Source organism: Burkholderia lata (assembly GCF_902499335.1).
GTDB lineage: Bacteria > Pseudomonadota > Gammaproteobacteria > Burkholderiales > Burkholderiaceae > Burkholderia > Burkholderia lata_B.
Genome location: NZ_CABVQK010000015.1, coordinates 1 through 22882, shown reverse-complemented (window position 1 = coordinate 22882; position 22882 = coordinate 1). Strand labels below are relative to the sequence as shown.

Genomic DNA, 22882 nt, shown 5'->3' with positions numbered 1-22882 from the left:
CGAACGTGAACGGTGAACAGAATGCGTATGGCCATCACATCAGGTGCCACGGGCCGCTGTCGGCATTGTCGATCTGCGGCAGCGCGCGCGAGCCCGGCAATTCGTAGTGCCACCATTCGCTGTCGATGTGCGCGAAGCCGGCCGCATGCATCACGCCAAGCAGCAGCAGGCGGTTGCGCTGCACGGTTTCGGGCAGCCCAGCGTGGAAGTGGCCCGACGCGGCGACCATCTCGTCGAAACCGGTGCCCATGTCGAGCGGCTCGCCGTCCGCGCCGACGAGCGTCAGGTCGAGCGCGGTGCCGCGGCTGTGATTCGAGCCGCGGCCGAGGTCGGCGATGAAGTTCGGATCGGGCAGGAAATCCCACAGCACCTGCTGCGCTTGCGGCGGCCGGTACGCGTCGTAGAGGCGCAGCGTGAAGCCGGCTTGGGCCGCGATGTCCACCGCGCGGCGCAGCGCCGCTTCGGCCGGCTCCAGCAGCAGGCAATGCGCGCGGCGGTAGATCGGCTTGCCGGTGAGGTTGCGATCGGTCGCGTAGACGAGATCGATGTCGACGCGATGCGTGGCGGGCGTGATTTCAACGAGGCGGTGAGTGTTCATCGGTGGTTCGGAAGGCACTCGCATTCAGGATTCGAATTGATCGAACGTGTGCTGCAGCTCGCGGTTGCGCGCGACGCGCCGGTCGATCGCGGGGCCGAGGCGGTCGACCACGGCCGTGATCAGCAGGTTGAACAGGCACGTGAGCGGCGCGAGCGAATCCCAGAACTGGCCGACGTCGGTCTTCACCTGCAGCAGGTCGGCCGGCCAGTCGCGCGCCCACGGGCACGAGAGGTCGGTGACCAGCGCGAATGGCTGCCCGCGCTCGGCGGCCGCCTGGCAATAGCGACGCGCGCCGCGCGAATACGCGCGCGTATCGGTGACGATGCAGTACGGCCGCTCGAATTCGGAGTTCAGCGAGTCGACGTACGAGCCCGACTGGCCGTCCGAATAGAACACGCGCGGGCGCAGGTATTCGAGGTAGCTGCTGAATGCGTTGCTGATCCCGCGCGTCGACTGGATGCCGAGGATGAACACCGCATCCGCATGGGCGATCCGGTCGGCCACCTGCGCGAACACCGGGCCTTCGGCGAGCCGGTACACGTGGCGGATCGCATCGAGCTCGCGCTCGAGCGACGACACGAGCGGGCTGTCGCTGTCGTTGCCGTCGGGTTCGGCCGGTTGCGTGCCCGCGACGCGGCGGTATTCGTCGAGCCGGTCGGTGATCATCCACGGGCGATCGGCGCCGCCGCGCAATTCGCGCTTCAGGTCGTCGAGGTTGCGGTAGCCGACGCTGCGCAGGAAGCGCCCGACCGAGATGCCGCTGGTGCCGGCCTGCTGCGCGATCTGGTCGGCGGTCTCGAGTCCGAGCCGGTCGAGGTTCGCGAGCATGTAGCTCGCGATGCGCTTGGCCGTCGGCGTCAGCTCGGCATAGCGGGATTCGACGGTACGGGCGAACGCGCAGGTCATCGGCTGTTAGATCGTTGTCGTCTGATGATCGAATGTCATCCATCTAACAAAGCCAAAATCATTCACGCCAGCGGATAAAAACTATGGTGTGAGGATAGGTGATAGGGTCGAAAGCGGGGGTGGCGGCGGGGAGGGGGCGTGTCGCTTGCCTCAGGAGGCTTTCGACTCAATGTTCGCCTCACGCCGGTTCGACGAAATGCTGCGGGAGCGAGTTGTACCCGACCGGCACGGTTGGATGACGTTCGACGTTTCGGCACAAGTCCGTTTCTGCTCCATTCGATCAGTTATCCAAATCGAATGGTTGACATGACGACCGCGCCCGATCGCATTTCCATCTTCACTTGACTCGACCGACTCACCTGCATCGGTCACCTGCGTCCTGCACCCCACAGCGCCTCAATCATTACAAAATTAAAGCGAATCAGATTAAATCATTAATTCAGGTCAATAATTCATTTAAGTTTTAATGAAAATTGGATTTAACTTGCGTCACGGGATGTTCGATTTTCGATAATCAGGAAATCGATAAATGTTCCGTAATGAAAATTCGCTCAATTGCAGGCATGAAGAGGACATCATGACGAATCTTTCTCGACGCAAGATGCTGGCGGGAACGGCCGGCGCCATTGCTGCGGCGGGTATCGCGGTATCGGCCAAGGCTGCCTCGTTCGGCAATCCGGACCGCCCGCCGGAAGGCGCGGTGAATGCGCACAACCGCCAGAGCCTGACCGACCCGGGGCCCAAAAATCCGGCCATCGCAAATCAATTCCCGTCCTTTCAGGATCCGCCGGCCACCGATATCAACGGCATGCCGTTATTCTGGGCGTCATTCAATAATGCGCATAAACGCATTCAAAATGGCGGATGGGCGCGTGAAGTCACGCAGGACGATTTTGCGATTTCCGAAACCATTTCCGGCGTCAACATGCGCCTCACGCGCGGCGGCATTCGCGAGATGCACTGGCACCAGCAGGCCGAGTGGGCCATCATGCTCGACGGCCGCTGCCGGATCACGGTGCTCGACGAGCTGGGACGGCCGTCGGTACAGGACGTGAAAACCGGCGATCTCTGGTATTTCCCGCCCGGCCTGCCGCATTCGCTGCAGGGCCTCGGCACCGACGGCGCCGAATTCCTGCTCGCGTTCGATAACGGCCGCGCCTCCGAATTCAATACGCTGCTGCTGACAGACTGGGTCGCGCATACGCCGCCCGACGTGCTCGCGCTCAACTTCGGCGTACCGGCCGATACGTTCAAGAACATTCCGCTCGACAACCTGTGGATCTTCCAGGGCGACGAACCGGGCCCGCTCGCGGAGGCGCAGCGCGCGTCGGAGTCGTCGGCCGGGGCGCCGCCGCATCCGTTCATCTTTTCGCTCGGTGACATGAAGCCGGTCAGGAAGACCCGCGGCGGCGAAGTGCGGATCGCGGACAGCACGAACTTCAACGTGTCGACCACCGTCGCGGCGGCGCTCGTCACCGTGCATCCGGGCGGCATGCGCGAGCTGCACTGGCACCCGAACGCGGACGAATGGCAGTACTACCTGCAGGGCGAGGCACGGATGACGGTGTTCGACACGGGACCGAAGGCGCAGACGGCCGACTTCCGCGCGGGCGACGTCGGGTACGTAAAGAAGAGCCTCGGTCACTACGTGCAGAACACCGGCAGCACCGATCTGGTGTTCCTCGAGATCTTCAAGACCGACCGCTATGCGGAAGTGTCGCTGTCCGACTGGCTCGCGCATACGCCGCCGCAGCTCGTCGAAGCACACCTGAACGTCGCGCCGGACGTGATCGCGCAGTTTCCGCGCAACCGTCCCGACGTCGTGCCGCTGTAACGCCGTCGCAGCAGCCGGCAGGCGGCATGCCGGCCGCGGCGCCCGAACTGCAGGAAGCCTTCCTCATTCGAACGGAACCTCACCATGATTCCCGTCACGAGCAAACCTGCCGGCGGCTTCGCGCTGCCGGGCCTGTCCTCCGAGTCCACCGACGGCGCGGCGCGCGCCGCGCTGGAAGGGCGCCGCACCGGCGTCGCCGCGATGCTGCCGTTCGTCGGCCCGGCCGTGATCGCGTCGATCGGCTATATGGATCCCGGCAACTTCGCGACCAACATCCAGGCCGGCGCCGCGTACGGCTACCGGCTGCTGTGGGTCGTGCTGGCCGCGAACGCGATCGCGATGCTGTTCCAGGCGATGTCCGCGAAGCTCGGCATCGTGACCGGCCGCAATCTTGCCGAGCTGTGCCGCGACCGTTTCCCCGCGCCGGTCGTGTGGGGCATGTGGATCGCGTCCGAGATTGCCGCGATGGCGACCGACCTCGCCGAATTCCTCGGCGGCGCGCTCGCATTCGGGCTGTTGTGCCACCTGTCGCTGTTCGCGGGGATGATCGCAACGGCGTTCGCCACCTGCGCGATCCTCGCGCTCGAAAAGCGCGGCTTCCGGCCGCTGGAAGCCGCGATCGCGGCGCTGGTCGGCGTGATCGGCGCGTGCTATCTCGGCGAACTGCTGATCGCGCCGCAGGACTGGCAAGCGGCCGCGTTCCACCTGGTCGTCCCGCAGATTCCGGATCACGCGGCGCTGACGATCGCGGTCGGGATCATCGGTGCGACGATCATGCCGCACACGCTGTATCTGCATTCGGGTCTCACGCAGGATCGCACCGCGCCGCATGACGACGCGCAGCGGCGGCGGCTCGTGCGCTTCTCGAACCGCGAGGTCGTCGTCGCGCTCGGGCTGGCCGGGTTCGTGAATCTCGCGATGGTGATGATGGCGTCGTCGGCGTTTCACGCGAGCGCGCCGGGCATGACCGACATCGGCGACGCGTATCACACGCTGATCCCCGTGCTCGGGCCGGCGGCCGGCGCACTGTTTCTCGTCGCGCTGCTGACGTCGGGCGTGTCGAGTTCGGTGGTCGGCACGATGGCCGGGCAGGTCGTGATGCAGGGCTTCATCCATCGCCGCATGCCGGTCTGGGTGCGGCGTGCGGTGACGGTCGTGCCCGCGTTCGCGGTGGTCGCGCTCGGCTGCGACGTCACGCGTGCGATGGTCGCGAGCCAGGTCGTGCTGAGCTTCGTGCTGCCGCTGCCGATGATCGCGCTGCTGATGCTGTCGGCGCGCGCGGACGTGATGGGCGCCTATGCGATGCGGCTGCCGCTGCGGATCGTCGCCGGGGCGGCGACGGTCGTGATCGTCGGGTTGAATGCGTACCTGGTGTGGGCGGCCTTCAATTGAACGGCAGCGGGCCGGCAGCCTACTGCTGCATGTCCGGCGCCTCGCGCAGCCGCCAGATCGCATTGCACTGCTGGCCGCCGAGGCTCGTCGAGCGCAGCGTGATGACGGCGCCGGCCGCGACCTGATACCAGAAATGCGCCATCAGTTCGGTGCCTTTGCGCTGCGCCTGCCCGTCGACCAGCACTTCGCACAGCAGCGGCGACGGCGAGCCGGAGGGATGCGTGACATAGACGTTCAGCCGCGCGATGTCGCGGGTCGCGGTGAACACGACTTCGTGGTTGCCGCTGCCGACGAGCATCGTGCCGCCCGGTTCGTCGATCGCCTGCAGGTAGGCGCCCGCGTTCGCCTCGATCGCGGCGGACGAAACGGTCAGCCCGGCCGATTGCACGTAGCCGGTCGCCGCGACGCGCGCGGCGACTGCGTCGGATCGGGACGGCGTGCCGTCAGACAGCGCGAACGGCACGCCGTCGCGCAGCGCGGCGTCGACGTGGTTCGCGTAGTAGCGCCACCGGTCGAGGAAGCGGATATCGCCGGTCATGTGCAGCGCGCGGATCGGCTCGTCGTGATACCGGAGCGTCGTCGTGCCGTTGCTCGCGTCGAACGCTTCGTGAATGCCGTACTTGCTGACGAAGTTCTGGGCCGGATCGAGCAGCGCCGTTTCGCCCTGTGCGCTCCACAGGTGCAGGAACGTCGTATCGATCCCGAAGCATTCCTGGAAATCGGTGCCGATGCGGGCGATGCAGTCGCGCAGGTGGCCGGCGTAGCGTGCCCACGCGTCGGTGGTCCCGGCAACGAGCCCGGCCTGCAACGCGCCGCCGTGGCGTGCGGAGACTTCGTCGACGACGAGGCGCCAGTGATGGTCGCGCCGTTCGCCGATCAGCGGCGTGACGACGAACGTGCAGAACAGCGGGTCGGGGCAGGCGTGGATCCGGTCGTCGGTGATCTGCGAGAACAGGTCGAACCCCGGTGCGCAGAACCAGATGTCGGCGTCGTACAGCGCGAGCTTGCGGATCTGCGGGTTGCGTGCGCAATACTCGGCGGCCTCGATGAAGCGGCCGACCGGCAGCGCATACTCGCCCGACGCTTCGATCACGTCGACCGACTGGCTCGCGAGGATCTGCCGCTTGCGTTCGGAGAGCCCGTAGCCGATCACCGCGATCCGGCCGTTGTAGCCGGTGTGCCGCAGCGACAACAGGAACGGCACGAGCATTTCATACCAGGCGCGGTTGTTGTCGTTGATCGCCACGCAGACTGCGTGCTCGCTCGAATGCATGTTCTTTCCCCGGTGTGTGAGCCCGGCTCAGTAGCCGACGTGGCGCTCGCAGACGACCGCGCCGCAGCCGCGGCTGTCGTGATACGTAATATGAAACTGCTTGTTGTCCCACAGCCATTGGAACACCGCCTGGTACACGCCGGCCGTGGTCATGTCGTGCAGCACGATCTTCTTGCGTGCCAGCGGGCCGAAGCGGTTCAGTTCGGCGAGCGTCTGATCGTACGTATGCGTGGTGTCGATGAACAGCAGATCGGATGCCAGCGGCTCCATCGCAAGATCGTCGGCGATCCTGAATTCGAAGTCGACCGACAGGTCTTTCGCGGCCTGCTCCAGTTCGCGCCGGATGTGGAAGTGCTCGTCGGAGATGTCGACCGACACGAGGCGCTTCGGTTGCGCGAGCATGAAGGCCGTCGTGGTCAGCCCGGTAAACACGCCGAGCTCGAGGATGGAGTCGCAGCCGATCGCCGTTTCCGTATAAAAGTCGAAGCGGGAAGGGCTGTCGCCGAGCCAGCCGATCGGTTCGATCTTGTACTGCAGGAATTCCATTCTCAGTTGTTGGAGCGTGCGCATCCTGTTTTCCTTCTCGAAGCGAATTCGGTGGTGGGTGCCGTCGCCGGGACCAGCCGGCCCTCGCGGTGCCGGCCATTGTAGATCGCCGGCCGCCGCACGGCACAGCGCCGGCGCAACGGTAGCGGCGATTACCCGCGCGCCGGCATGGCCGGCCGCGCGGGCAGCCGCGATTACTTCGCGAGCGTGCGGTATGACACGAGATCGTTGATCGGCCCGATTTCCGGCCCGGTCACGCCGGGGCGCGTCGCGACCTGCACGACCTTCTCGAACATGATGATGAACGGCGAGTTCGCGAGCACGGCCTTCTGCAGCGCTTCGTAACGCTGCGCGCGCTTCGCGGGCGACGGCTCGACGAGCGCGGCCTCGGTGTCCTTCGTCAGTTGCGGAATGTCCCAGCTGTTGCGCCACGCGAGCATCTTCGTCGGCGACTGGTCGGAGTTGTCCGGATTCCACGCGAAGCCGCGCGCATTGCTGTTCGGGTCCATGTAGTCGGGCGACCATTCGCCGATGAAGATGTCGTGCTGGCGCGCGCGATACTTGCCGATCGCCTGCTTCGCATCGCCCGGAATCAGCTTCACGCGGATGCCGCCCTGCGCGAAGTTTGCCTGCAGCGCCTGCGCGATCTCGAGGTACGGATAGTCGTTCGGCATGTCCATCGTCACGTCGAAGCCGTTCGGGAAGCCGGCCTTGGCGAGCAGCGCCTTCGCCTTCGCGACGTCCTGCTTGTACGGCCGCGCGTTCGACGTGCCGAGGAAGCCTTCGGGCAGGAAGGTCTGATGCACCTTGTAGGTCGTGCTGACGATGTTGCGCTGGATGCCGTCATAGTCGACGAGCCATTTCATCGCCTGCTGCACCTCGGGTTTCGCGAGATTCGGGTTCTTCGTGTTCAGGCTCAGGTACAGCAGCGCGGACACCGGCCACGACGCGACCTTGATCTTGCCGGCCTTCGTCAGCGCGGCGAGGCTGTCGGGGCTCAGGTTGCGCGCGGCGTCGGCGTCGCCGTTCTCCAGCAGCAGCCGTTGCGCGGACGCTTCGGGCACGTGACGCAGCACGATGCGCTTCATCGGGTACGGCGTGCGGTACTTGTCGAAACGCTGCAGCACGATGTTCTCGTTCGGCGTCCACTTGACGAGCTGGTACGGGCCAGAGCCCGCATCGTTGGTGCGGAGCCAGCCGCTGCCGAAATCGTTGCCCTGCTGGTGCGACAGCAGCAGCTTCTTGTCGAAGACCGATGCCGGGCACGCGCTCAGCACGTTGAGCACGAAGCTCGGCGCGTACTTGCGGTCGGTTTCGAGTACGACGGTCTGCGGATCGACCACGCGCACCTTCTGCGTCACGTTCGCCTTCGTGAGGCCGAGATCGGCGAGCACGCCGGCCGGCCCCTTGTCGAGCAGGATGGTGCGCTGCAGCGACCACGCGACGTCGTCGGCGGTCACCGGGTTTCCGGAATGGAACGTGAGGCCGGGGCGCAGCTTGAACGTGTAGGTCACGCCGTCGGCGCCGACCGTCCACGATTGCGCGATCTGCCCGTCGAAGCGCGTCGGGTCCTTCAGGTCGACGCGCACCAGACGTTCGTAGGTGTTCGCGACGTATTCGGACGGCACCAGCTCGTAAATCCCGCTCGGGTCGAGGGTCGTGAATTCGCCGAGCTGCGTGGCGACGACGAAGATGCCGGGCGGCGTGGCCGCCTGCGCCGGCAGCGCCGGAACAAGCGCGACGAGCGCGGCGCTGACGAACAGGCGGGACAGCAGGTGCTTCATGCGGGCTCCGTTGAAAGGGAATCGTGGGTGCGATTCTCTCATCGAGGGCCATCCGGATGAAAATATTCGGCTCGTGCGCCGGCGGGGCGGCGCGCGGGAGCGAGCCGGGCGGGCGCCCGGCATCGGCAGGTTCGGATCAGATCGCGCAGCGCGCGATCGCGAAGCGCATCGCTTCCTCGGCCGGCTCGTTGCCCGAGCCGCGTACGACCTTGATGACCGAACCGTTGCCCGACGGCGTCAGCGTGACGAAGTACGAGTTCGAACCGACGGCGATGTCGGTCACGCCGTTGTGCTGCGATTGCTCGGTGCCCGACAGGCGGCTGTCGAGGCAGTTGGCGATCGCATGGGCCGGACGTTGCGACGACACGTAGATCATCGGCGCTGCGCCGGACGAACTGGCCGAGTCGGACGAGGGAGCGGAACCGCAGGCGGCGAGCAGGGCGGCGGGAAGGAGCAGCAGGAATCGTTTCATGATGGGGCGTCGGGTGTCTCGTATCGAGGCTGGGGCGCGGGGTAGGCGAATCGCGAAGCTTCGCGACGAAACCGCCCGGAATCGGGCCGTTTTTGACGGACGACGATGCGACAGGCGGCTGACGGTGGAGTATACCCGCAGCATTTGAAGCCGTTGGCGCGTTGAAACGATTCGATACACAACAAGCACCCGCTGCCGGGCGGCGGCAGCGGGCGTTTCAGGTAATGGCGAATGGGCACTTGCCGGTGTTGTCGATCTTATTGGCCGATCTGGTGGCTGACCGCGTTTTCCTGCTGGTTCAGCACGTGCTTTTCGCTCTTCGTGATGTGGCTGTGATCCTGCGCAGCCATGTCCCGCTCTTCCTGGCGGATCTTGCGGTCGTCACGATGCAGGCGCGCGGCCTGGGCGTGCGACATCTCGCCTTCCTTCACTTCGTGATGGATCCGGCGATTCTGGTTTGCGAGGCGCTGGTTGACCTCTTCGCGGCGCGGATGCGCTTGTTGCCACGGCGTCTCGGCGAACGCGGTGCCGGTCAGCACCGACATCAGGGTGGCGGCAATCGCGAGATGGCGGGTAAGGGCTCGCATGGTGTTTTCTCCTGTCGTTGCGCGCCCGGATCGTGGGCGCTTGTCCAAAAAACGCGGAGGGGGCACCAGCTGTTGACGTTTCTGCCTGTATCGATTGCAAGTCTTTATTACGTCTGCGGGTTGCGGCGCGGGCCCCGGCGTGTGCGGCACGGGGCCCGGCCGTCACGCATGCGGATCAATGCGCGCCGGCCGCCGCCGCATCGGCATCGCCGCCGCCCGAGCGCGCCGGTTTCGTGATCCAGATCAGCGGAATGATCGCGATGAAGATGATCGCCGACACGTAGAAGATGTCGTTCAACCCCATCACGGCTGCCTGCGAATCGACCGATGCGTTGAAGAACGCGAGCGCCGAATCGGGGCCCAGGTGCAGCAGCGAACGCGTCGTGTCGACGTGCTGCGCAAAAGTCGGGTTGGTGACGCTCGCCTGTTCGGTGAGCCGCGCGTGATGCAGGATCGTGCGGTCGTTCCACGCGTTGCTGATCAGCGACGTGCCCACCGCGCCGCAGAACGTGCGGCCAAAATTCGACAGGCCGGCGGCGGCGGGGATCTTTTCCGGCGGCAGCCCGGACAGGATGATCGACGTCAGCGGCACGAAGAACATCGCCATCGGGATGCCCTGCAGCAGCGTCGGCAGCACGAGATCCCAGCGCGACACGTCGGTGTAGAAGGTCGTGCGCATCATGAACACGACCGCGAAGCCGACGAACGCGAGCGTCGCGATGTAGCGCGGGTCTGTGCGCGGCAGCAGGCGCCCCATGACCGGCGTAAGCAGGATCGCGAACAGCCCGAGCGGCGCGGTGGCGAGCCCCGAATCGACCGCGCGGTAGCCGAGATAGCCCTGCATCCACTGCGGCAGCAGCACCAGCGTGCCGAAGAACATCCCGTACGCGACCGAGATCGCGATCGTACCGCCCGCGAAATTGCGCTGAGTGAACAGGCGCAGGTCGACGATCGGGTTGGCTTCGTAAAGCTCCCACACGAGAAAGAACGCGAAGCCGATCAGTGCGACGATGCCGAGCGCGACGACCACGGGGGAGTTGAACCAGTCGAGATCCTTGCCCTTGTCGAGCATGATTTGCAGCGATGCGACCCACAGCACGAGCAGCAGCAAGCCGACTGTATCGATCGGCATGCGTTTCGTGGCTGATTCGCGGTCGCGGAACACGATCCACGTGACGGCGGCCGCGAAGAAGCCGACCGGGATGTTGATGTAGAAGATCCACGACCAGTTGTAGTCGTACGTGATCCAGCCGCCGAGCGACGGCCCCGCGATCGGGCCGACGAGCGCCGTCATCGACCACAGCGCCAGCGCGCTCGACGATTTCTGCCGCGGCCACGCACCGAGCAGCAGCGCCTGCGACAGCGGCGCGAGCGGCCCGGCGACCGCGCCCTGCAGGATCCGCGCGGCGAGCAGCGTCGGCAGGTTCGGCGCGATCCCGCACAGCCACGACGCGAACACGAACAGCAGGATCGACGTGACGAACAGGCGCACCTGACCGAAGCGTTGCGTGAGCCAGCCGGTCAACGGAATCGATACCGCGTTCGCGGCCGCGAAGATCGTGATGACCCACGTGCCTTCGTCGACCGACACGCCGAGGTCGCCCGAGATCGTCGGAATGGCGACGTTCGCGATCGACGAGTCGAGCACGTTCATGAACATCGCGAGCGATACCGCGATCGTGCCGATCGCGAGGCGGCCGCCCGATAGCGGGGCTGAAGATGACGGAGAGGACATGGGCTTCCTGCGTAAGGGGCGAAAGGTGCGGAACGGATGCGGCCCGTTGCGGCGGGCACGCGCTGCCGCACGCGGCCGCGCGCGCGAACGCGACGCACGCACGGCGCGGCTGCTGAATGGAAGGGGGCACACGGCGCGCGCGACGCGGCCCGCTACGTGGGGTCGACGCGTGCGACGTGCTGCTCGATCGGATGCACGAAGCCGTGGCGGGCTTCGCAAGGCGGGATGCGGCCGGTCAGGAAGGCGGGACGCGCGTGACGCGCCTGCGGGCAGCGCTCAGGCGGCTGCCGTCGCGTGTGGAATGGTTTTGCATCGCGACAGGCTAACGATGTGGCGAGCCGCCATCAACACGGGCCGGCTCATTAATCGATTTCGCTTGCTGCAATAATCGGTGTGCGAACCGTGCCGGTTATGGTGCGGTTCGCCAATCGTCGAATACTTCCGCGAGGAATTCGACGAACGCGCGCACCTTGCTGTCGAGGGTCGCGCGCCGCGGATACAGCACGTGCAGCTCGACGTCGTCGGTCCGGTGCCAGTCGGGCAGCACGATTTCGAGCTCGTTTCGTTCGAGCCGGCGGGCCGTGTAGTGCGTCGAGACCAGTGCGATGCCGCCGCCGCTCGCGGCCTGGCGCAGCACCGTCACCGATTCGTTGGTGATCAGCACCGGCCGCACCGGTACGTCGGCCACTTCACCGGCCGCATTGGTGAGCCGCAGCGTCAGGCCGGGCGCGTCACGGCCGACGAGCAGCAGGTCGTGCTGCGCGAGATCCTGCGGCGCGGCGGGCCGGCCGGCGCGGTCGAGATAGGCGGGGCTCGCGGCGAGCTTCGCCTGCGACCAGCCGAGCGAGCGCGCGATGTAGCTGGAGTCGGTCAGCACGCCCGCGCGCAGCGCCACGTCGAAGCCGTGCTCGACGAGGTCGAGCGGGTTGTTGTCGTAGATCAGCACGAGCTGGACGAGCGGGTAGCGCCGGCGAAACTCGGCGAGCGCCGGCTCCAGCTCGAACAGGCCGATCGAGTAGGGCACCAGCACGCGCAGCATGCCCTCCGGCGCCGTGCGCAGCGCGCGGGCCTGGCGGTCCGCGTCGAGCAGGATGTCCTCGGCGCGCAGGCAGCGCTCGTAGTAGTCGCGCCCGGCCTCGGTGACGGAAACGCGGCGCGTGGTGCGGTACAGCAGCTGGACGCCGAGATCGTCCTCGAGCTGCTTGATCTTGCGGCTCACGCGGCTGAGCGGCATGTCGAGGTGCGTGGCGGCGGCGGTGAAGTTGCCGCGTTCAACTACACGCAGGAATATCCGGATGCTTTCGAAGTCCATACGGGGTGCTTCAGTGTTCGACCTGCGCGCATCTTACCTGCGCCGGCCGAATCGCTTCGTGCGGCGGCGATTATCCTGCCCGGCGCAATAACGCATCCTGTCCGCGCCTCTTAGTGGCGGCCGTGCGCCCCCGTATGCTCGCCGCATGAAATTCGCCTTGCCCCATCTCCCGCCGCTCGCGGCCGTGCGCACCGCGCTGCGCGACGCCCGGCCCACGCTGCCGCCCGGCGCCCTCGGCTTCGCGTTGCGCAACACGGCCGCGTCGCTCCTCGCGCTCTACATCGCCTTCCGGATGAATCTCGACGACCCGAAATGGGCCGCGTCGACCGTATGGATCGTCGCGCAGGGCAGTCGCGGGATGGGTTTGTCGAAGAGCCAGTACCGGATTCTCGGCACCGCGATCGGCGCGGCCGTCGCGCTCATGCTGACCGGTGCGTTCGCGCAGACGCCCGAGCTGTTCCTGCCGGCGCTCGCCGCGTGGATCGGCCTGTGCGCGGGTGTCGCGACCTTCCTGCGCAATTTCCGCGCATATGCGGCCGTGCTTGCGGGTTATACGGCGGCGATCATTGCGATGGATGCCGTTTCCGCGCCGCTGCACGCATTCGACATCGCGACCGCGCGATTCCTGTACGTGGTGGTCGGCATCCTGTGCGGCGCGGCGTTCGAGACGGTGTTCGCGCCGGGTTCGCCGCTGGCTGACGTCCGCACGCGGCTTGCGCGCTATCTCGACCGCGCGGTGGCCGTCGGCGCGGGCGCGCTGCGCCGCGAGGCGAACGGGGCGGCCGTGCACCGGCTGTTCGCGGACGCCCTCGAACTCGACACGGCGGCCGAATATGCTGCCGCTGGCGCTCCGCCGGTGCGCAACGCGATCGGCCATCTGCGTACGGCGGTGCTGGGCGTGCTGTCCGCGCAGGCTGCCGGGCAGGCGCTGCACGAGCACGCGGCGCGCAGCGGCGGCACGCCGGATCCGCTGGTCGCCGATGCCGCGCAGGTGCTCGATGGCGTGGCGGCGGCGGGCGAAGCGGGATCCGAGTTGACCGAACTGCGGGCGCGCGTGGACGATGCAGTGCGCGCCGAGGCCGCGGACCCGACCGGCTCGGACCCGTCGCGCCTGCTCACGCTCGACCGGCTGGCGGCGCTGCTGGCCGGGTTCGACGCCGCCTATGCGGGCAAGGCACAGCTGGACCGGCCGAATCCGCCGGCGTCACGCGTGCGCTATGCGTTTCACCACGATCCGGTGCTCGCGTGGCACAACGGGATTCGCGCATTTATCGCGGTGCTGGTCGCCTCGGCGCTCTGGATCGTCACCGCGTGGCCGTCGGGCGCCGGGTTCGTCGCGATCACGGGCGTGGTCTGCGCGCTGTTCTCGACGCGCCCGAACTCGGTGGGCGCCACCGTCGGCTTCCTGAAAGGGGCGGCCTGCGCGGCGGTCGCGGGCGCGCTCTGCAATTTCGTGCTGCTGCCGGCGGTGTCGGGCTTCGAGATGCTCGCGTACATCCTCGGCGTGTTCTTGATCGGCACGGGCATCGCAATGCGCAATCCGCGTACGGCCGGCATCGGCAGCGGCTTCTCGATCTTCTTCTGGAATTTCACGTCGCCGGACAATACGGCGCGTATCGGCGACGCCGCGTTTCTCAATTCGGCGCTCGCCACGCTGCTTGGCATTGCGTTCGGGGCGCTGGTGTTCGCGCTCGTGTTTCCCGGTGATCCCGGCACGAGCCGGCGGCGCCTGCATCGCGCGGTGCGCGACGACCTGGCGCGCATCGCGCGCAATCCGCGGGCGTGGCGGGCGAGCGCGTGGCTGAGCCGCACGGCCGACCGTCTCGGGCGTGAACTCGGGTTCGCGGGGCATCTACCGCCCAGCCTCATCGAACGCGACCTGCGCGATCTGCTCGCGGCCTGGACGATCGGCGACAACCTGCTTGCGCTGGCCGAAGTGGCGACGCGCGAGCCGGCGGCGCGGCGTGCGGTCGCGTTGGTGCGAGGGCGGGTCGGGCAAGCGGATTTCGTCCGGCTCGAGCGCGCCTGCAACGCGGCGGCCCGCGTGCTGCTGCGGCGCGTGACCGAGGTCGACAGCGACGACGGCCGCGCGCTGCTGCGCGGTGCGGTGTTGCTGAGAACGATCGCGGAGACGGCGGGCGCGCACGACGGCTTCCTGCGCGATCGCCAGGATTGACGGCGGGAGGGACGCGTGAGCGGCGGCCTGCGCGTCAACTGAGCCGATAGGCCTTGCCGGGCGTGACTTCCGCCGGCAGCGGCTCGCGGTTCAGTTCGAGTAGCGTGCGCTCGATCTGCCGCGTGAATACGTTGAATTTGGCTGGAGCCGCCTGCGGCACTTTGGCGAGGTAGAGGAAAGCGGCGAGAAGACCAGTATTGTCCGACGGGAGTCGATGACTCTATGGGGCGGCTTCGTCCTTGGATTCGCGACAATCAATCACCGTCGTGAACCCAAAGGGGCGACAGTGGGGCGGCTCTTGACCATCGCAGACACATTTTTCATCTTGGGACGCGGTCTAGTTGTGGTGCCTGGCCCTCTTGAAGAGGATTTCTCGGGCCCAAGAAACATGGAAGTCGAGCTTCGTCGGCCAGACGGCTCGGTGAGTCAAGTGCAGCTAACCGTGACTTACCATTTTCAGTCTCCACCATCCATGGAGCGACGCGGGTCGTGCGCGCTTGAAGTGCGATCCAAGGCAGAGGTTCCGATCGGTGCGGAAGTTTGGATCGGCTAGATGTAGCCCGAGTTTGTCAGCAGCCCAATGGGGCAGATCGATGTTCGCCATCCGGCCAGTTGTCGCTGATGGCGAGTGACGGTTACCGGCCATTAACAGCCATCGATCGGTGCGGCAGCGCTGCCATTCGAACGGCGGGTCTATCCTCGACTGGAGACGTTCGCTGCCAAATTTGCTTGACGTCTGCTCGGCGCCATAAGCTGCCGCAGACTCAACCGGCGACGCAATCCCTACCTCATTCACTTCATGAAGATCATCTCTCGATGACCTCTGGCAAGCCGGTAGTGCCGAGTTGTGAGGGATTTGGCGCGCCCCACGCCCCAGTTAATTGATAGGTGAAGAGGCTTACCAAGGACCGCCCTCCGGACGCTATCGGCGCCCGGAGCCGCAGACAAGGGGTGCGGATTCAACCGGTCGATGGTTCGGCATCGGGTTGACAGCTCATCCGGCAGAGTCTTTTTTCAGCAGTGCGTTCTCGTCGCGCAGTTTTTGGATCTCCGCCTAGAGTTGCCGGACGTATTGCTGTTCGGCCGTCAGCTCGTCAGCCCCGACGTGCACGGCGTCGCTGCGTGTCGCAACTGGCGGCGTGAATCAAGACCCTCGCACGTGCCACTCGGTCATAAACTCTTTTGAGCTCGGCCAATATATTTCTCACGACGGCTTCGGCGTCCTCTCGCTCCCGCTTGGCTTCTGCGACGTTATCCAAAAAAGCCTTCAGCACTAGCGATACGACGCCACCGATGACGACGATGAGAAGGAACTGATAACTTAGCTTGAATACGTCAGAGGGGAAAGGTCAACCCAGCCATACGTTTACGGCACCTCATAGTTCTATTTCACATTTCTTCCCGTTTTTCTATCCTTTTAGAAGCTCCGGTGCGGTGTTGTCGGCGTGCGAGCCTCTCGGGAGCAAGCTGTGCAGTGAACGTTCTCCTACGTCCAGATCTCTTCGAGGCTTGCAATGGCTAACTTGACTAATTCGCAGCGTTCGATATTAAAGGCGACGTACGTCCCCACAAGCGTGCCCGGAGGTAACCCGGTTCCCACCAGCCGAGCCGTTGAAAAAGTAGCGATGGTGCGCCTGCTGAATCTGCAGGCAGAGGACTTCAAAGACTTGGCCGGAGACCAGAATGTAAACGGTATGTCCATCGGTTTGGCCGGTAAGGCCAATCCCTATGGCGCAGGCGGAGGCGCCGTGCCACTGCTCAAGGTAGTAGAAAGCCTAACGACTCAAATCTCGTCTGGTGTGACGTCCAAATTTGGACCTTTGATGGCGGAGGTTTCGCCGAGCGACCTCGCAAAACTGGCGCAAGCCGTGTCGGACGCGCGGCGGGCGCGTGCAAAAACTCTGAACGCTCACGTTCAGAGCGTGGTCGCTGCCTTTCAGAAGGCTAAACCCAACGTCCATGGTAGACCGGCCGACGCGTTGAACTGGGGCCTAGCGCAAAAGGATGGCAACGCGTTGCATCTTCTCCGCGTGGCAATAGACAAGACGGTGGCAACGGGTGTCGACCTCGGGAAGACCGATACTGGCACTGCCATCGTCACTCACGTCGCCAAAGCCGCGCAATCCTCTTCCGACACGCTAAATATTTTGAACGGCTTCCTGGATAGCTTTAAAGCGGAGCCAGTCGGCCGTCTTCACCTTGAACGGATCGAAATGACGCCTGTGGGCATTGAGCACGGGGAACTGGTCCATTCCGTTCCCCTGACACCGCAGGAGACGGTCAATATTACGCACCGGGAATGGAGCACTACGACGCAGACTTTTGAGAATATCGTTTCAGATTCCCTAACCGGGTATAGCGAGACCGGGGTCGTGGATAAAACGGATATCTCACAGGCCACCACTAATGAATCGCGCCAACAGTCCAGCATGGACGTAAATGGCAATGTGTCCGCTAGCTACTCCGGGGGCGGGTTCTCCGTGACTGCCAGTACCGGCGTCGACTACAACACCAAATCGGACGACTTTAAATCGGTAAAGGACAGTTTGGCCCATTCCGTCGCGGTAACCCGTGCAGCGTCGTCGCGGACACGAAAGGATCATCGCACGAGTTTCCAGGTGTCGTCGGTCGCGGGAGCGGAGAACCTGGCCGTACAGGTGCTCACCAATCCCACCAGCAGCGCCATTCGCGTCGATTATTATCAACTTATGCGCAAGTGGAAGGTAGACCTTATCCGCTACGGCCTGCGGATGACCTATGACATTGTAGTGCCGAATCCCGGCAGCAGCCTCGCGGCCAAGGTCACCGAATTGTATGTGTTGAACCAGCAGATCGCGCAAGGATATTCGTTCGCCGTCCATTTATCCGATATCAACACCAGCAACTGGGCCGATTATGAACAAGCATATGGTGTGACCATCGACCCGCCGCCAACCGATCCTTTCCAGACCATGGAGGGAGGATCGCTGCAGACCTCTATAGACAAGTTCAATTTCGAGCCCGTTGATATCGACATACCCGATGGATATGTAGTCACCGGTGGTCATTTTCACGCGCAGGTTCATCTGGGTGACGGGGACTTCAACAGCGGTCATCGCGCGCAGATCAACCTGACCGGGGAGAACCCTGGCCCTGGTACCTCGGCGAGGAATGCCGGCGGTGAGTTCACCGCAAAGGACGGCGTGCTGGAGGTCGACCTGACGCCAAGTACCATCGTTGGACGCACCGGCCATGTCTCGCTGATGTACGACTACTACAACGTGGAAAGCGGGGCTTATGTCCTCAAAATACAAGCTTCACCCACTGCTGAAGAAATCTCTGCCTGGCAGGCGAAGGTATGGGGTCAGCTTCGCGAAGCGGACCAGGCTGCCTTTGACGCGAATTTGCGACTACTCAATGACCGAAAAGCTACACTGCAAAATGAATTGAATCTCTTCGATGCGTTGACCCTCCGCCGTATGGAAAGGGAAGAGATTATGAAAAGCGTCCTGCAATGGCTGTTCGGTCCCACCTTTCAATTACAACCTGGTTCGCTAGATGTCATCCTCAACGACCCGCAGGCAATATTCAAGACCGGCGATACCAGCGCCTGGCAGACAATCATGCAGTACGGGGAATACATTAAATTCATCCACAATGCCATCGAATGGGAGAACGTTTTATTCTTTCCATACCCCTACTTTTGGGATGCGACCAGCCGCTGGCCATTCAAGCTGTTCCTCCTGCACCCGGACCCGGAACATCGCACATTCTTGCGGGCGGGCTGCGCGCGCGTCGTGCTGACGATACGACCCGGATTCGAACAAAGCTTTGCGCAGTTCATGGAGAATTATTCACTCATTGACGCCCTGGCGATCAACCACCCCTACGTATCGATCGGTACCGAGATACGGAATTTTGCCATGACCAATTATGAAGCGATTCCACCTGCTAACCCAGATAAGAATGTGCGACCATTGTTGTACCCTGAACAGCGCAAGGCATGGTCGGACATGCAAAAGCTGATCCTACTCATCGAAGATTATAATAATCAACAGCATAATATCACCCTCACCACGGCTGTTGCTGCTGGCGGTTCGCAGACGGTCACTCCCTCCTCCATGAATGGAATAGATTACGGCGTTCAATTAACCGTCGACACGGATGCCAATCAGGAGACAGTGTCGGTTACAGCCGTCACAAAAACAACGTTCTCCGCTGTATTTGCGAGTTCTCATGTAGCGGGTACTACGTGCGTTATCGATGCAGACGTCAAACTCTACCCACCCAACCTAGCCATCCTATCGGCAACGGTCGCTGGACCTTTGCCTTTGAAAGATCCATGGAATAACAATTACGTTTATACGATGCCCGGGTTGCATGGAGACTATGATCTTGTAAGCTTCGGTAAGGATGGGAAACCTGGCGGCGACGATCTGGACGCCGACATAACGAGTTGGGCCGAAGGATCGATTGTGTCGACCTGGTACGAATACACACCTACCAGCGCTCTGGATGTTGTCATCAACTCCGCGCTGACGACGAAGGCCGATCCTGCCTAGAACAACGTCGGTTTATAATTTCCGCGGCGCTCACTAGAAGCAATTCGGCTAAATTGGGAGTGGTCTATATGAGTGACGACGACCAGCGTGTTATAGATAAATGGAAGCGCGCCCTTTCCACGCCAGTCACGGAGGGTAATCGTGTCGAGTATCTCATTGATGGCAAAGACACTTACGTGTCTATGTACGATGCGATCGGCACTACATTCACCGATGTTAAGGAAAATGGATTTTATATCTACATATTGGGATGGTGGCTTGACGACACGCTTCGGTTGAAAGCCGGTGATCCTCGATCTACGCTGCATCAGCTACTAATCAAGGCGGCGGCCTGTAATGTACAGATACGTGTGATTCTTTGGGACAATCTTTTTCAGAGGCTTGCTCCAACTATCGTCGGTGCCTTTAACAGCCATGCAGCGAGTAATGTAAAAAAGTTGACGTCAGGTGTCGGGCTACTTGACGTGCATCCTTTAAGCATCTTCGGAAGTCACCATCAAAAGATTATTGTGGTAAAGGGATCGCAGGGAATTATCGGCTTTTGTGGGGGCGTCGACATCAGTCAGGATCGTCTAACAGCCGTCGATAAACATAAAGGATCTCCCTACCATGACGTACATTGTCGAATACAAGGAGATGGTGCTCGGGGCCTCCTCGATGTATTCGTTCAGCGTTGGACGCAGCATCCTGACCATTCAAAATGGGATAAGCCCTTTACGCAAGGAGGGAAGGGGGCTCTGTTAGGTCTCAACGACGTAAATGGCTCGAATGAAGAAGCGACGGGAGCATCGCAGCTTGTTGCCATCGGGCGAACGTTCAACCGTCGCGTCGACGGTAAAGGATGTGCCAGCGACCGCAGCGTCTTCGATACATTGAAAAATGCGATTGCGACCAGTTCTAAGTTTATTTATATCGAAGACCAATACCTGGTAAGTTTGCGGATTGCGGATCTCCTGCAAAAGCGGTTAGCAGAGATTGATCACCTTCTCATCCTGATTCCGCATTCTAACCTCTCGGACCTTCCGAATATTCGCGCAGCTCGTTCCGGATTCGTTCGAATTTTGCAGAAGGATAAAAAATTATACGAGGAAAAAGTTGGGATATTCTACAGAGTCGATCCCGTAATGAAGGTGCCGACAGTGGGTAGCTATGTGCATGCAAAAACGTGGGTGTTTGACGACGAGTTGGCGGTGATTGGCTCAGCCAATATCAACGAAAGAGGATTGTCTTTCGATAGCGAAGTAATCGCGGCGATATTCGATAAGGCTCCGTCTCCTGCCGGCAAACCCTCATTCGCGCAGTCATTGAGAGTTGCGCTTTGGAAGAAGCATCTGGGCCTTTCGTCTGATGCCGACGTTAGGTTGGATTCATCTGCTGAGGACAGCTGGAACATGTGGGCAACGGTGACAAAAGATACGAAGGACGCGGCGGTTCTAAAGTACACAGGTATAGATAGTCCGGACCCCAGCGGCAGGGACAGCCCTCCGTCCTCTGGCAGAAGGGTCGGCTTCGACAACGTAGAAGATACAAGCTATAGCAATGTTCCGGACATCAGGGACTCACTCTATAACGCGTATGTCGATCAGGCGGCTGCGGTCAATCTGGGGCGTTGCAGTAAGCCGGGATGAATGGAAGCGTTATTCATTGAGGTTAGACAACCGCTGAAGCTTCATCTGTCCCGATTGTGTCGACTCGGACTGCCGTTCTAGTTAGGAATCCTTGTTGGCGAATCGACGCCAATATCGCCGGGATGCACCTTGCCAGAAAGCCAGCGGCGACGACGATTTGCCGTTCTGAACAAGTGCTTGGACTTTCCGAGCGGCCGCTTGACAAGTGATACCGGCCATTTCGAATCAAGCCCTTGACCGGCAGCAACGGGTCGATCTGCGCCGGTAGCGAATCACAGGTTGCCTACCGACCACGTTCGGCCAGGAGCAGTTAGTCAAGCTAAACTTCAATTTTTGACCTAAGCCTCAAGAGATATGGAAAGACCGTCACTGGAAAGTGCAGTTACGCTACGCCAAGCCTATCTTACGATGTTTGAGTTTCTCGAGCGGGAGTGGGAGCGTCTCGATAGGCCCGACGTCTTGGGAGCACTTCTCGGTAACCTTGCTCTCTGGGGTGAACCGAATGGGCAGGGTGCACCTATGGACGCCGCAGTCTTTCCAGAATGGCTCGAGTGCGCTCGACGCGTGCTTCGGGACGAACGAAGCGGCGGATACGCCGATGCCGACATTAGGTTGTCGCCCGAGTAACCACTGAGCGTCGGCTTTTGCGGAACGCTGGTTGTCCGCTTCGGGTCGATGCCGGTCGTCGACTTCGCGCGCAAGCGCCTCGTCCGATGCGCGTCACGGACGGGGCTGCACCGATAGACATAAGAGTTGAATTTCGGTCTCGGTCGAAACAGCGGCCGTCTGATCGTGGAGTAGTATTCCCCCATGTCCAGGCTATTGCCAAGCCTCTACGGCGCACCGTCGACCCATCCGTGACGACGGCGGCGCGCTCGTTAAAGCGTTCGGAAACTGTTTCAACGATACGTGTAGCGGCGCCGGCCGTGGCGACGGCATTGATGGGAATGCATCATGTCAACCGAATGGAATCACCGCGTCAGACTGTTTGTCCAGCGTTTCTGGCAGCCGACCAGTGCGTGCATGACATGCATGCCGGGGAGCTGGGGAAATATCATGAGCCTTGCCCACTGGACTATCGCATTTCATACGGGTCTGCTTACTGGACTCCTGGCTGTACTTTTGACTTTCACGCCTGTGGCAAAACTCTACGCGCATCGATACGGCAATGCGCTGGTCGTTGGTGTCCTGACAACGTTGGGCGACGCCTACTCGCACGCGAGTCACTACCGTGTCCCCTATGTCGAGCACATCGTGACGGGTGCAATTTCAGGTGTCTTTACGCTTGCGGCGTCATATCTCTTCGAGGATCGCGCGCGACGCATTCGGGCGGTGTGGGCTCGGGTTTTCGGATAGCTTCTCCGCTGACTTTCTAAGCCCACAGGTCCAAACAGAAAGAGACTCCCCGGTGAGGCTACGCTTCATGATCGGGAGACCGCGCATGGACAACCGGAACTAGCGACGGTCAGGAGCGGGCATTCGACATAGCCGGATGGACCGTCGCCGATCGCCTCTCATTAAAATAGTGCGAACCATGATATTTCGCTCATTATTTCGATCGCCGAGTTCGATGCAAGCAACGGAGCAGTCAAACGATCCGGTGCATAGAACCATCCATTGCAAACGGTTCGATCATCCAGAGTTTCAGATTCGGGTTTCCGATCGAACGATTCCCGCAGTGGACATCGGCTGGCTGCTGCGATTCCTCGAGCAAAGTGTTGCGGGAGGCGAACGATTCCGCGCCGGCGAGACTTTACAAATCGGCTGGATGGTCACGATGCTCGAGTCTGGGGCGGATGATGTCTTGCGCATCATGGAGCCCGATATGAGGGCGATTCCAATCGAGTTTATCGACTCCGTCGACAGTACGCTCAAGCACCTGCGCAATCAGCAAGATATGACTGCGAGCGTAGCGCCCGCCCAGGAACCTGACTTTCCGTCACTTCGGCAAAGTGCAGTGGTACATGTCAATTTCAAGAACGCTGGTAGCGTGCTGCTGACTCGCTACCCGGCTCGTGAAACTGTTGATTTCCACCGAGTCTTAACCCACCGATTTCATCTAAATCTGACCCACCCTGAGACAGCGTAGTACATCTAT

General features: G+C 62.4%; 16 protein-coding genes. 7 read left to right on the top strand and 9 right to left on the bottom strand.

All coding sequences use genetic code 11. The features are described from left to right. Window positions 1-34: 34 nt before the first annotated feature. Complete coding sequence (ddpX, locus tag BCO18175_RS31100; RefSeq protein ID WP_174986572.1) at window positions 35-598, bottom strand: D-alanyl-D-alanine dipeptidase; 564 nt, start codon at window positions 596-598, stop codon at window positions 35-37. Between the two features lie 24 nt (window positions 599-622). Further along, complete coding sequence (sapR, locus tag BCO18175_RS31095) at window positions 623-1504, bottom strand: sap1 transcriptional regulator SapR (protein ID WP_174986570.1); 882 nt, start codon at window positions 1502-1504, stop codon at window positions 623-625. Window positions 1505-2081: 577 nt separating this feature from the next. On the opposite strand from sapR, the gene BCO18175_RS31090 reads away from it, so the two are divergent. Together BCO18175_RS31090 and BCO18175_RS31085 are read left to right on the top strand one after the other, a co-directional pair. Continuing rightward, window positions 2082-3338: an oxalate decarboxylase family bicupin gene (locus BCO18175_RS31090; protein WP_174986568.1), complete on the top strand. Its 1257-nt coding sequence runs from the start codon at window positions 2082-2084 to the stop codon at window positions 3336-3338. An 84-nt stretch (window positions 3339-3422) separates the two neighbouring features. Next, window positions 3423-4730 (top strand): Nramp family divalent metal transporter, encoded by a 1308-nt coding sequence (locus BCO18175_RS31085; RefSeq protein WP_174986566.1) that lies wholly within the window; start codon window positions 3423-3425, stop codon window positions 4728-4730. Between the two features lie 19 nt (window positions 4731-4749). Here BCO18175_RS31085 and BCO18175_RS31080 read toward each other — a convergent pair whose 3' ends face one another. The 7 genes from BCO18175_RS31080 to BCO18175_RS31050 all read right to left on the bottom strand — a co-directional run bounded on the left by BCO18175_RS31080 (window position 4750) and on the right by BCO18175_RS31050 (window position 12439). Then, window positions 4750-6003: a hypothetical protein gene (locus tag BCO18175_RS31080; RefSeq protein ID WP_174986564.1), complete on the bottom strand. Its 1254-nt coding sequence runs from the start codon at window positions 6001-6003 to the stop codon at window positions 4750-4752. 27 nt (window positions 6004-6030) lie between these two features. Then, a complete protein-coding gene (locus BCO18175_RS31075) occupies window positions 6031-6573 on the bottom strand; it encodes a class I SAM-dependent methyltransferase (protein WP_174968969.1) in 543 nt (180 codons plus the stop codon). Window positions 6574-6743: 170 nt separating this feature from the next. Further along, window positions 6744-8333 (bottom strand): ABC transporter substrate-binding protein, encoded by a 1590-nt coding sequence (locus BCO18175_RS31070; RefSeq protein ID WP_174986563.1) that lies wholly within the window; start codon window positions 8331-8333, stop codon window positions 6744-6746. Between the two features lie 136 nt (window positions 8334-8469). After that, window positions 8470-8805, bottom strand: a complete 336-nt coding sequence (locus BCO18175_RS31065; protein ID WP_174986560.1) for a sugar ABC transporter ATPase — start codon at window positions 8803-8805, stop codon at window positions 8470-8472. Between the two features lie 257 nt (window positions 8806-9062). Beyond that, the gene (locus tag BCO18175_RS31060) at window positions 9063-9392 is read right to left on the bottom strand and encodes a hypothetical protein (RefSeq protein ID WP_174986558.1); all 330 of its coding nucleotides are present in this window, start codon (window positions 9390-9392) and stop codon (window positions 9063-9065) included. A 175-nt stretch (window positions 9393-9567) separates the two neighbouring features. Further along, a complete protein-coding gene (locus tag BCO18175_RS31055) occupies window positions 9568-11127 on the bottom strand; it encodes a DHA2 family efflux MFS transporter permease subunit (RefSeq protein WP_174916525.1) in 1560 nt (519 codons plus the stop codon). A gap of 409 nt (window positions 11128-11536) precedes the next feature. After that, window positions 11537-12439, bottom strand: coding sequence for a LysR family transcriptional regulator (locus tag BCO18175_RS31050; protein ID WP_174986556.1), 903 nt, complete (start codon window positions 12437-12439; stop codon window positions 11537-11539). A 145-nt stretch (window positions 12440-12584) separates the two neighbouring features. Between BCO18175_RS31050 and BCO18175_RS31045 the strand changes: the two genes are divergently transcribed. The 5 genes from BCO18175_RS31045 to BCO18175_RS31025 all read left to right on the top strand — a co-directional run bounded on the left by BCO18175_RS31045 (window position 12585) and on the right by BCO18175_RS31025 (window position 22873). Further along, a complete protein-coding gene (locus tag BCO18175_RS31045) occupies window positions 12585-14615 on the top strand; it encodes an FUSC family protein (RefSeq protein WP_174986554.1) in 2031 nt (676 codons plus the stop codon). A gap of 1514 nt (window positions 14616-16129) precedes the next feature. Then, window positions 16130-19156 (top strand): type II secretion system protein GspG, encoded by a 3027-nt coding sequence (locus tag BCO18175_RS40690; RefSeq protein WP_254608191.1) that lies wholly within the window; start codon window positions 16130-16132, stop codon window positions 19154-19156. A 68-nt stretch (window positions 19157-19224) separates the two neighbouring features. Continuing rightward, on the top strand, window positions 19225-20784 hold the full coding sequence (locus BCO18175_RS31035; protein WP_174986552.1) for a phospholipase D-like domain-containing protein: 1560 nt from the start codon (window positions 19225-19227) through the stop codon (window positions 20782-20784). A gap of 954 nt (window positions 20785-21738) precedes the next feature. Further along, a complete protein-coding gene (locus BCO18175_RS31030; protein WP_174986549.1) occupies window positions 21739-22140 on the top strand; it encodes a hypothetical protein in 402 nt (133 codons plus the stop codon). A gap of 214 nt (window positions 22141-22354) precedes the next feature. Continuing rightward, a complete protein-coding gene (locus tag BCO18175_RS31025; RefSeq protein ID WP_174986540.1) occupies window positions 22355-22873 on the top strand; it encodes a hypothetical protein in 519 nt (172 codons plus the stop codon). Window positions 22874-22882 lie beyond the last annotated feature (9 nt).

What these genes read in the sequence shown, in the direction of transcription:
- BCO18175_RS40690 (WP_254608191.1), top strand. Translation starts at nt 16,130, where the DNA reads ATGGCTAACTTGACTAATTCGCAGCGTTCGATATTAAAGGCGACGTAC.
- BCO18175_RS31030 (WP_174986549.1), top strand. Translation starts at nt 21,739, where the DNA reads ATGTCAACCGAATGGAATCACCGCGTCAGACTGTTTGTCCAGCGTTTC.
- BCO18175_RS31085 (WP_174986566.1), top strand. Translation starts at nt 3,423, where the DNA reads ATGATTCCCGTCACGAGCAAACCTGCCGGCGGCTTCGCGCTGCCGGGC.
- BCO18175_RS31025 (WP_174986540.1), top strand. Translation starts at nt 22,355, where the DNA reads ATGCAAGCAACGGAGCAGTCAAACGATCCGGTGCATAGAACCATCCAT.
- BCO18175_RS31060 (WP_174986558.1), bottom strand. Translation starts at nt 9,392, where the DNA reads ATGCGAGCCCTTACCCGCCATCTCGCGATTGCCGCCACCCTGATGTCG.
- BCO18175_RS31050 (WP_174986556.1), bottom strand. Translation starts at nt 12,439, where the DNA reads ATGGACTTCGAAAGCATCCGGATATTCCTGCGTGTAGTTGAACGCGGC.
- ddpX (WP_174986572.1), bottom strand. Translation starts at nt 598, where the DNA reads ATGAACACTCACCGCCTCGTTGAAATCACGCCCGCCACGCATCGCGTC.
- BCO18175_RS31070 (WP_174986563.1), bottom strand. Translation starts at nt 8,333, where the DNA reads ATGAAGCACCTGCTGTCCCGCCTGTTCGTCAGCGCCGCGCTCGTCGCG.
- BCO18175_RS31080 (WP_174986564.1), bottom strand. Translation starts at nt 6,003, where the DNA reads ATGCATTCGAGCGAGCACGCAGTCTGCGTGGCGATCAACGACAACAAC.
- sapR (WP_174986570.1), bottom strand. Translation starts at nt 1,504, where the DNA reads ATGACCTGCGCGTTCGCCCGTACCGTCGAATCCCGCTATGCCGAGCTG.
- BCO18175_RS31055 (WP_174916525.1), bottom strand. Translation starts at nt 11,127, where the DNA reads ATGTCCTCTCCGTCATCTTCAGCCCCGCTATCGGGCGGCCGCCTCGCG.
- BCO18175_RS31035 (WP_174986552.1), top strand. Translation starts at nt 19,225, where the DNA reads ATGAGTGACGACGACCAGCGTGTTATAGATAAATGGAAGCGCGCCCTT.
- BCO18175_RS31075 (WP_174968969.1), bottom strand. Translation starts at nt 6,573, where the DNA reads ATGCGCACGCTCCAACAACTGAGAATGGAATTCCTGCAGTACAAGATC.
- BCO18175_RS31045 (WP_174986554.1), top strand. Translation starts at nt 12,585, where the DNA reads ATGAAATTCGCCTTGCCCCATCTCCCGCCGCTCGCGGCCGTGCGCACC.
- BCO18175_RS31090 (WP_174986568.1), top strand. Translation starts at nt 2,082, where the DNA reads ATGACGAATCTTTCTCGACGCAAGATGCTGGCGGGAACGGCCGGCGCC.
- BCO18175_RS31065 (WP_174986560.1), bottom strand. Translation starts at nt 8,805, where the DNA reads ATGAAACGATTCCTGCTGCTCCTTCCCGCCGCCCTGCTCGCCGCCTGC.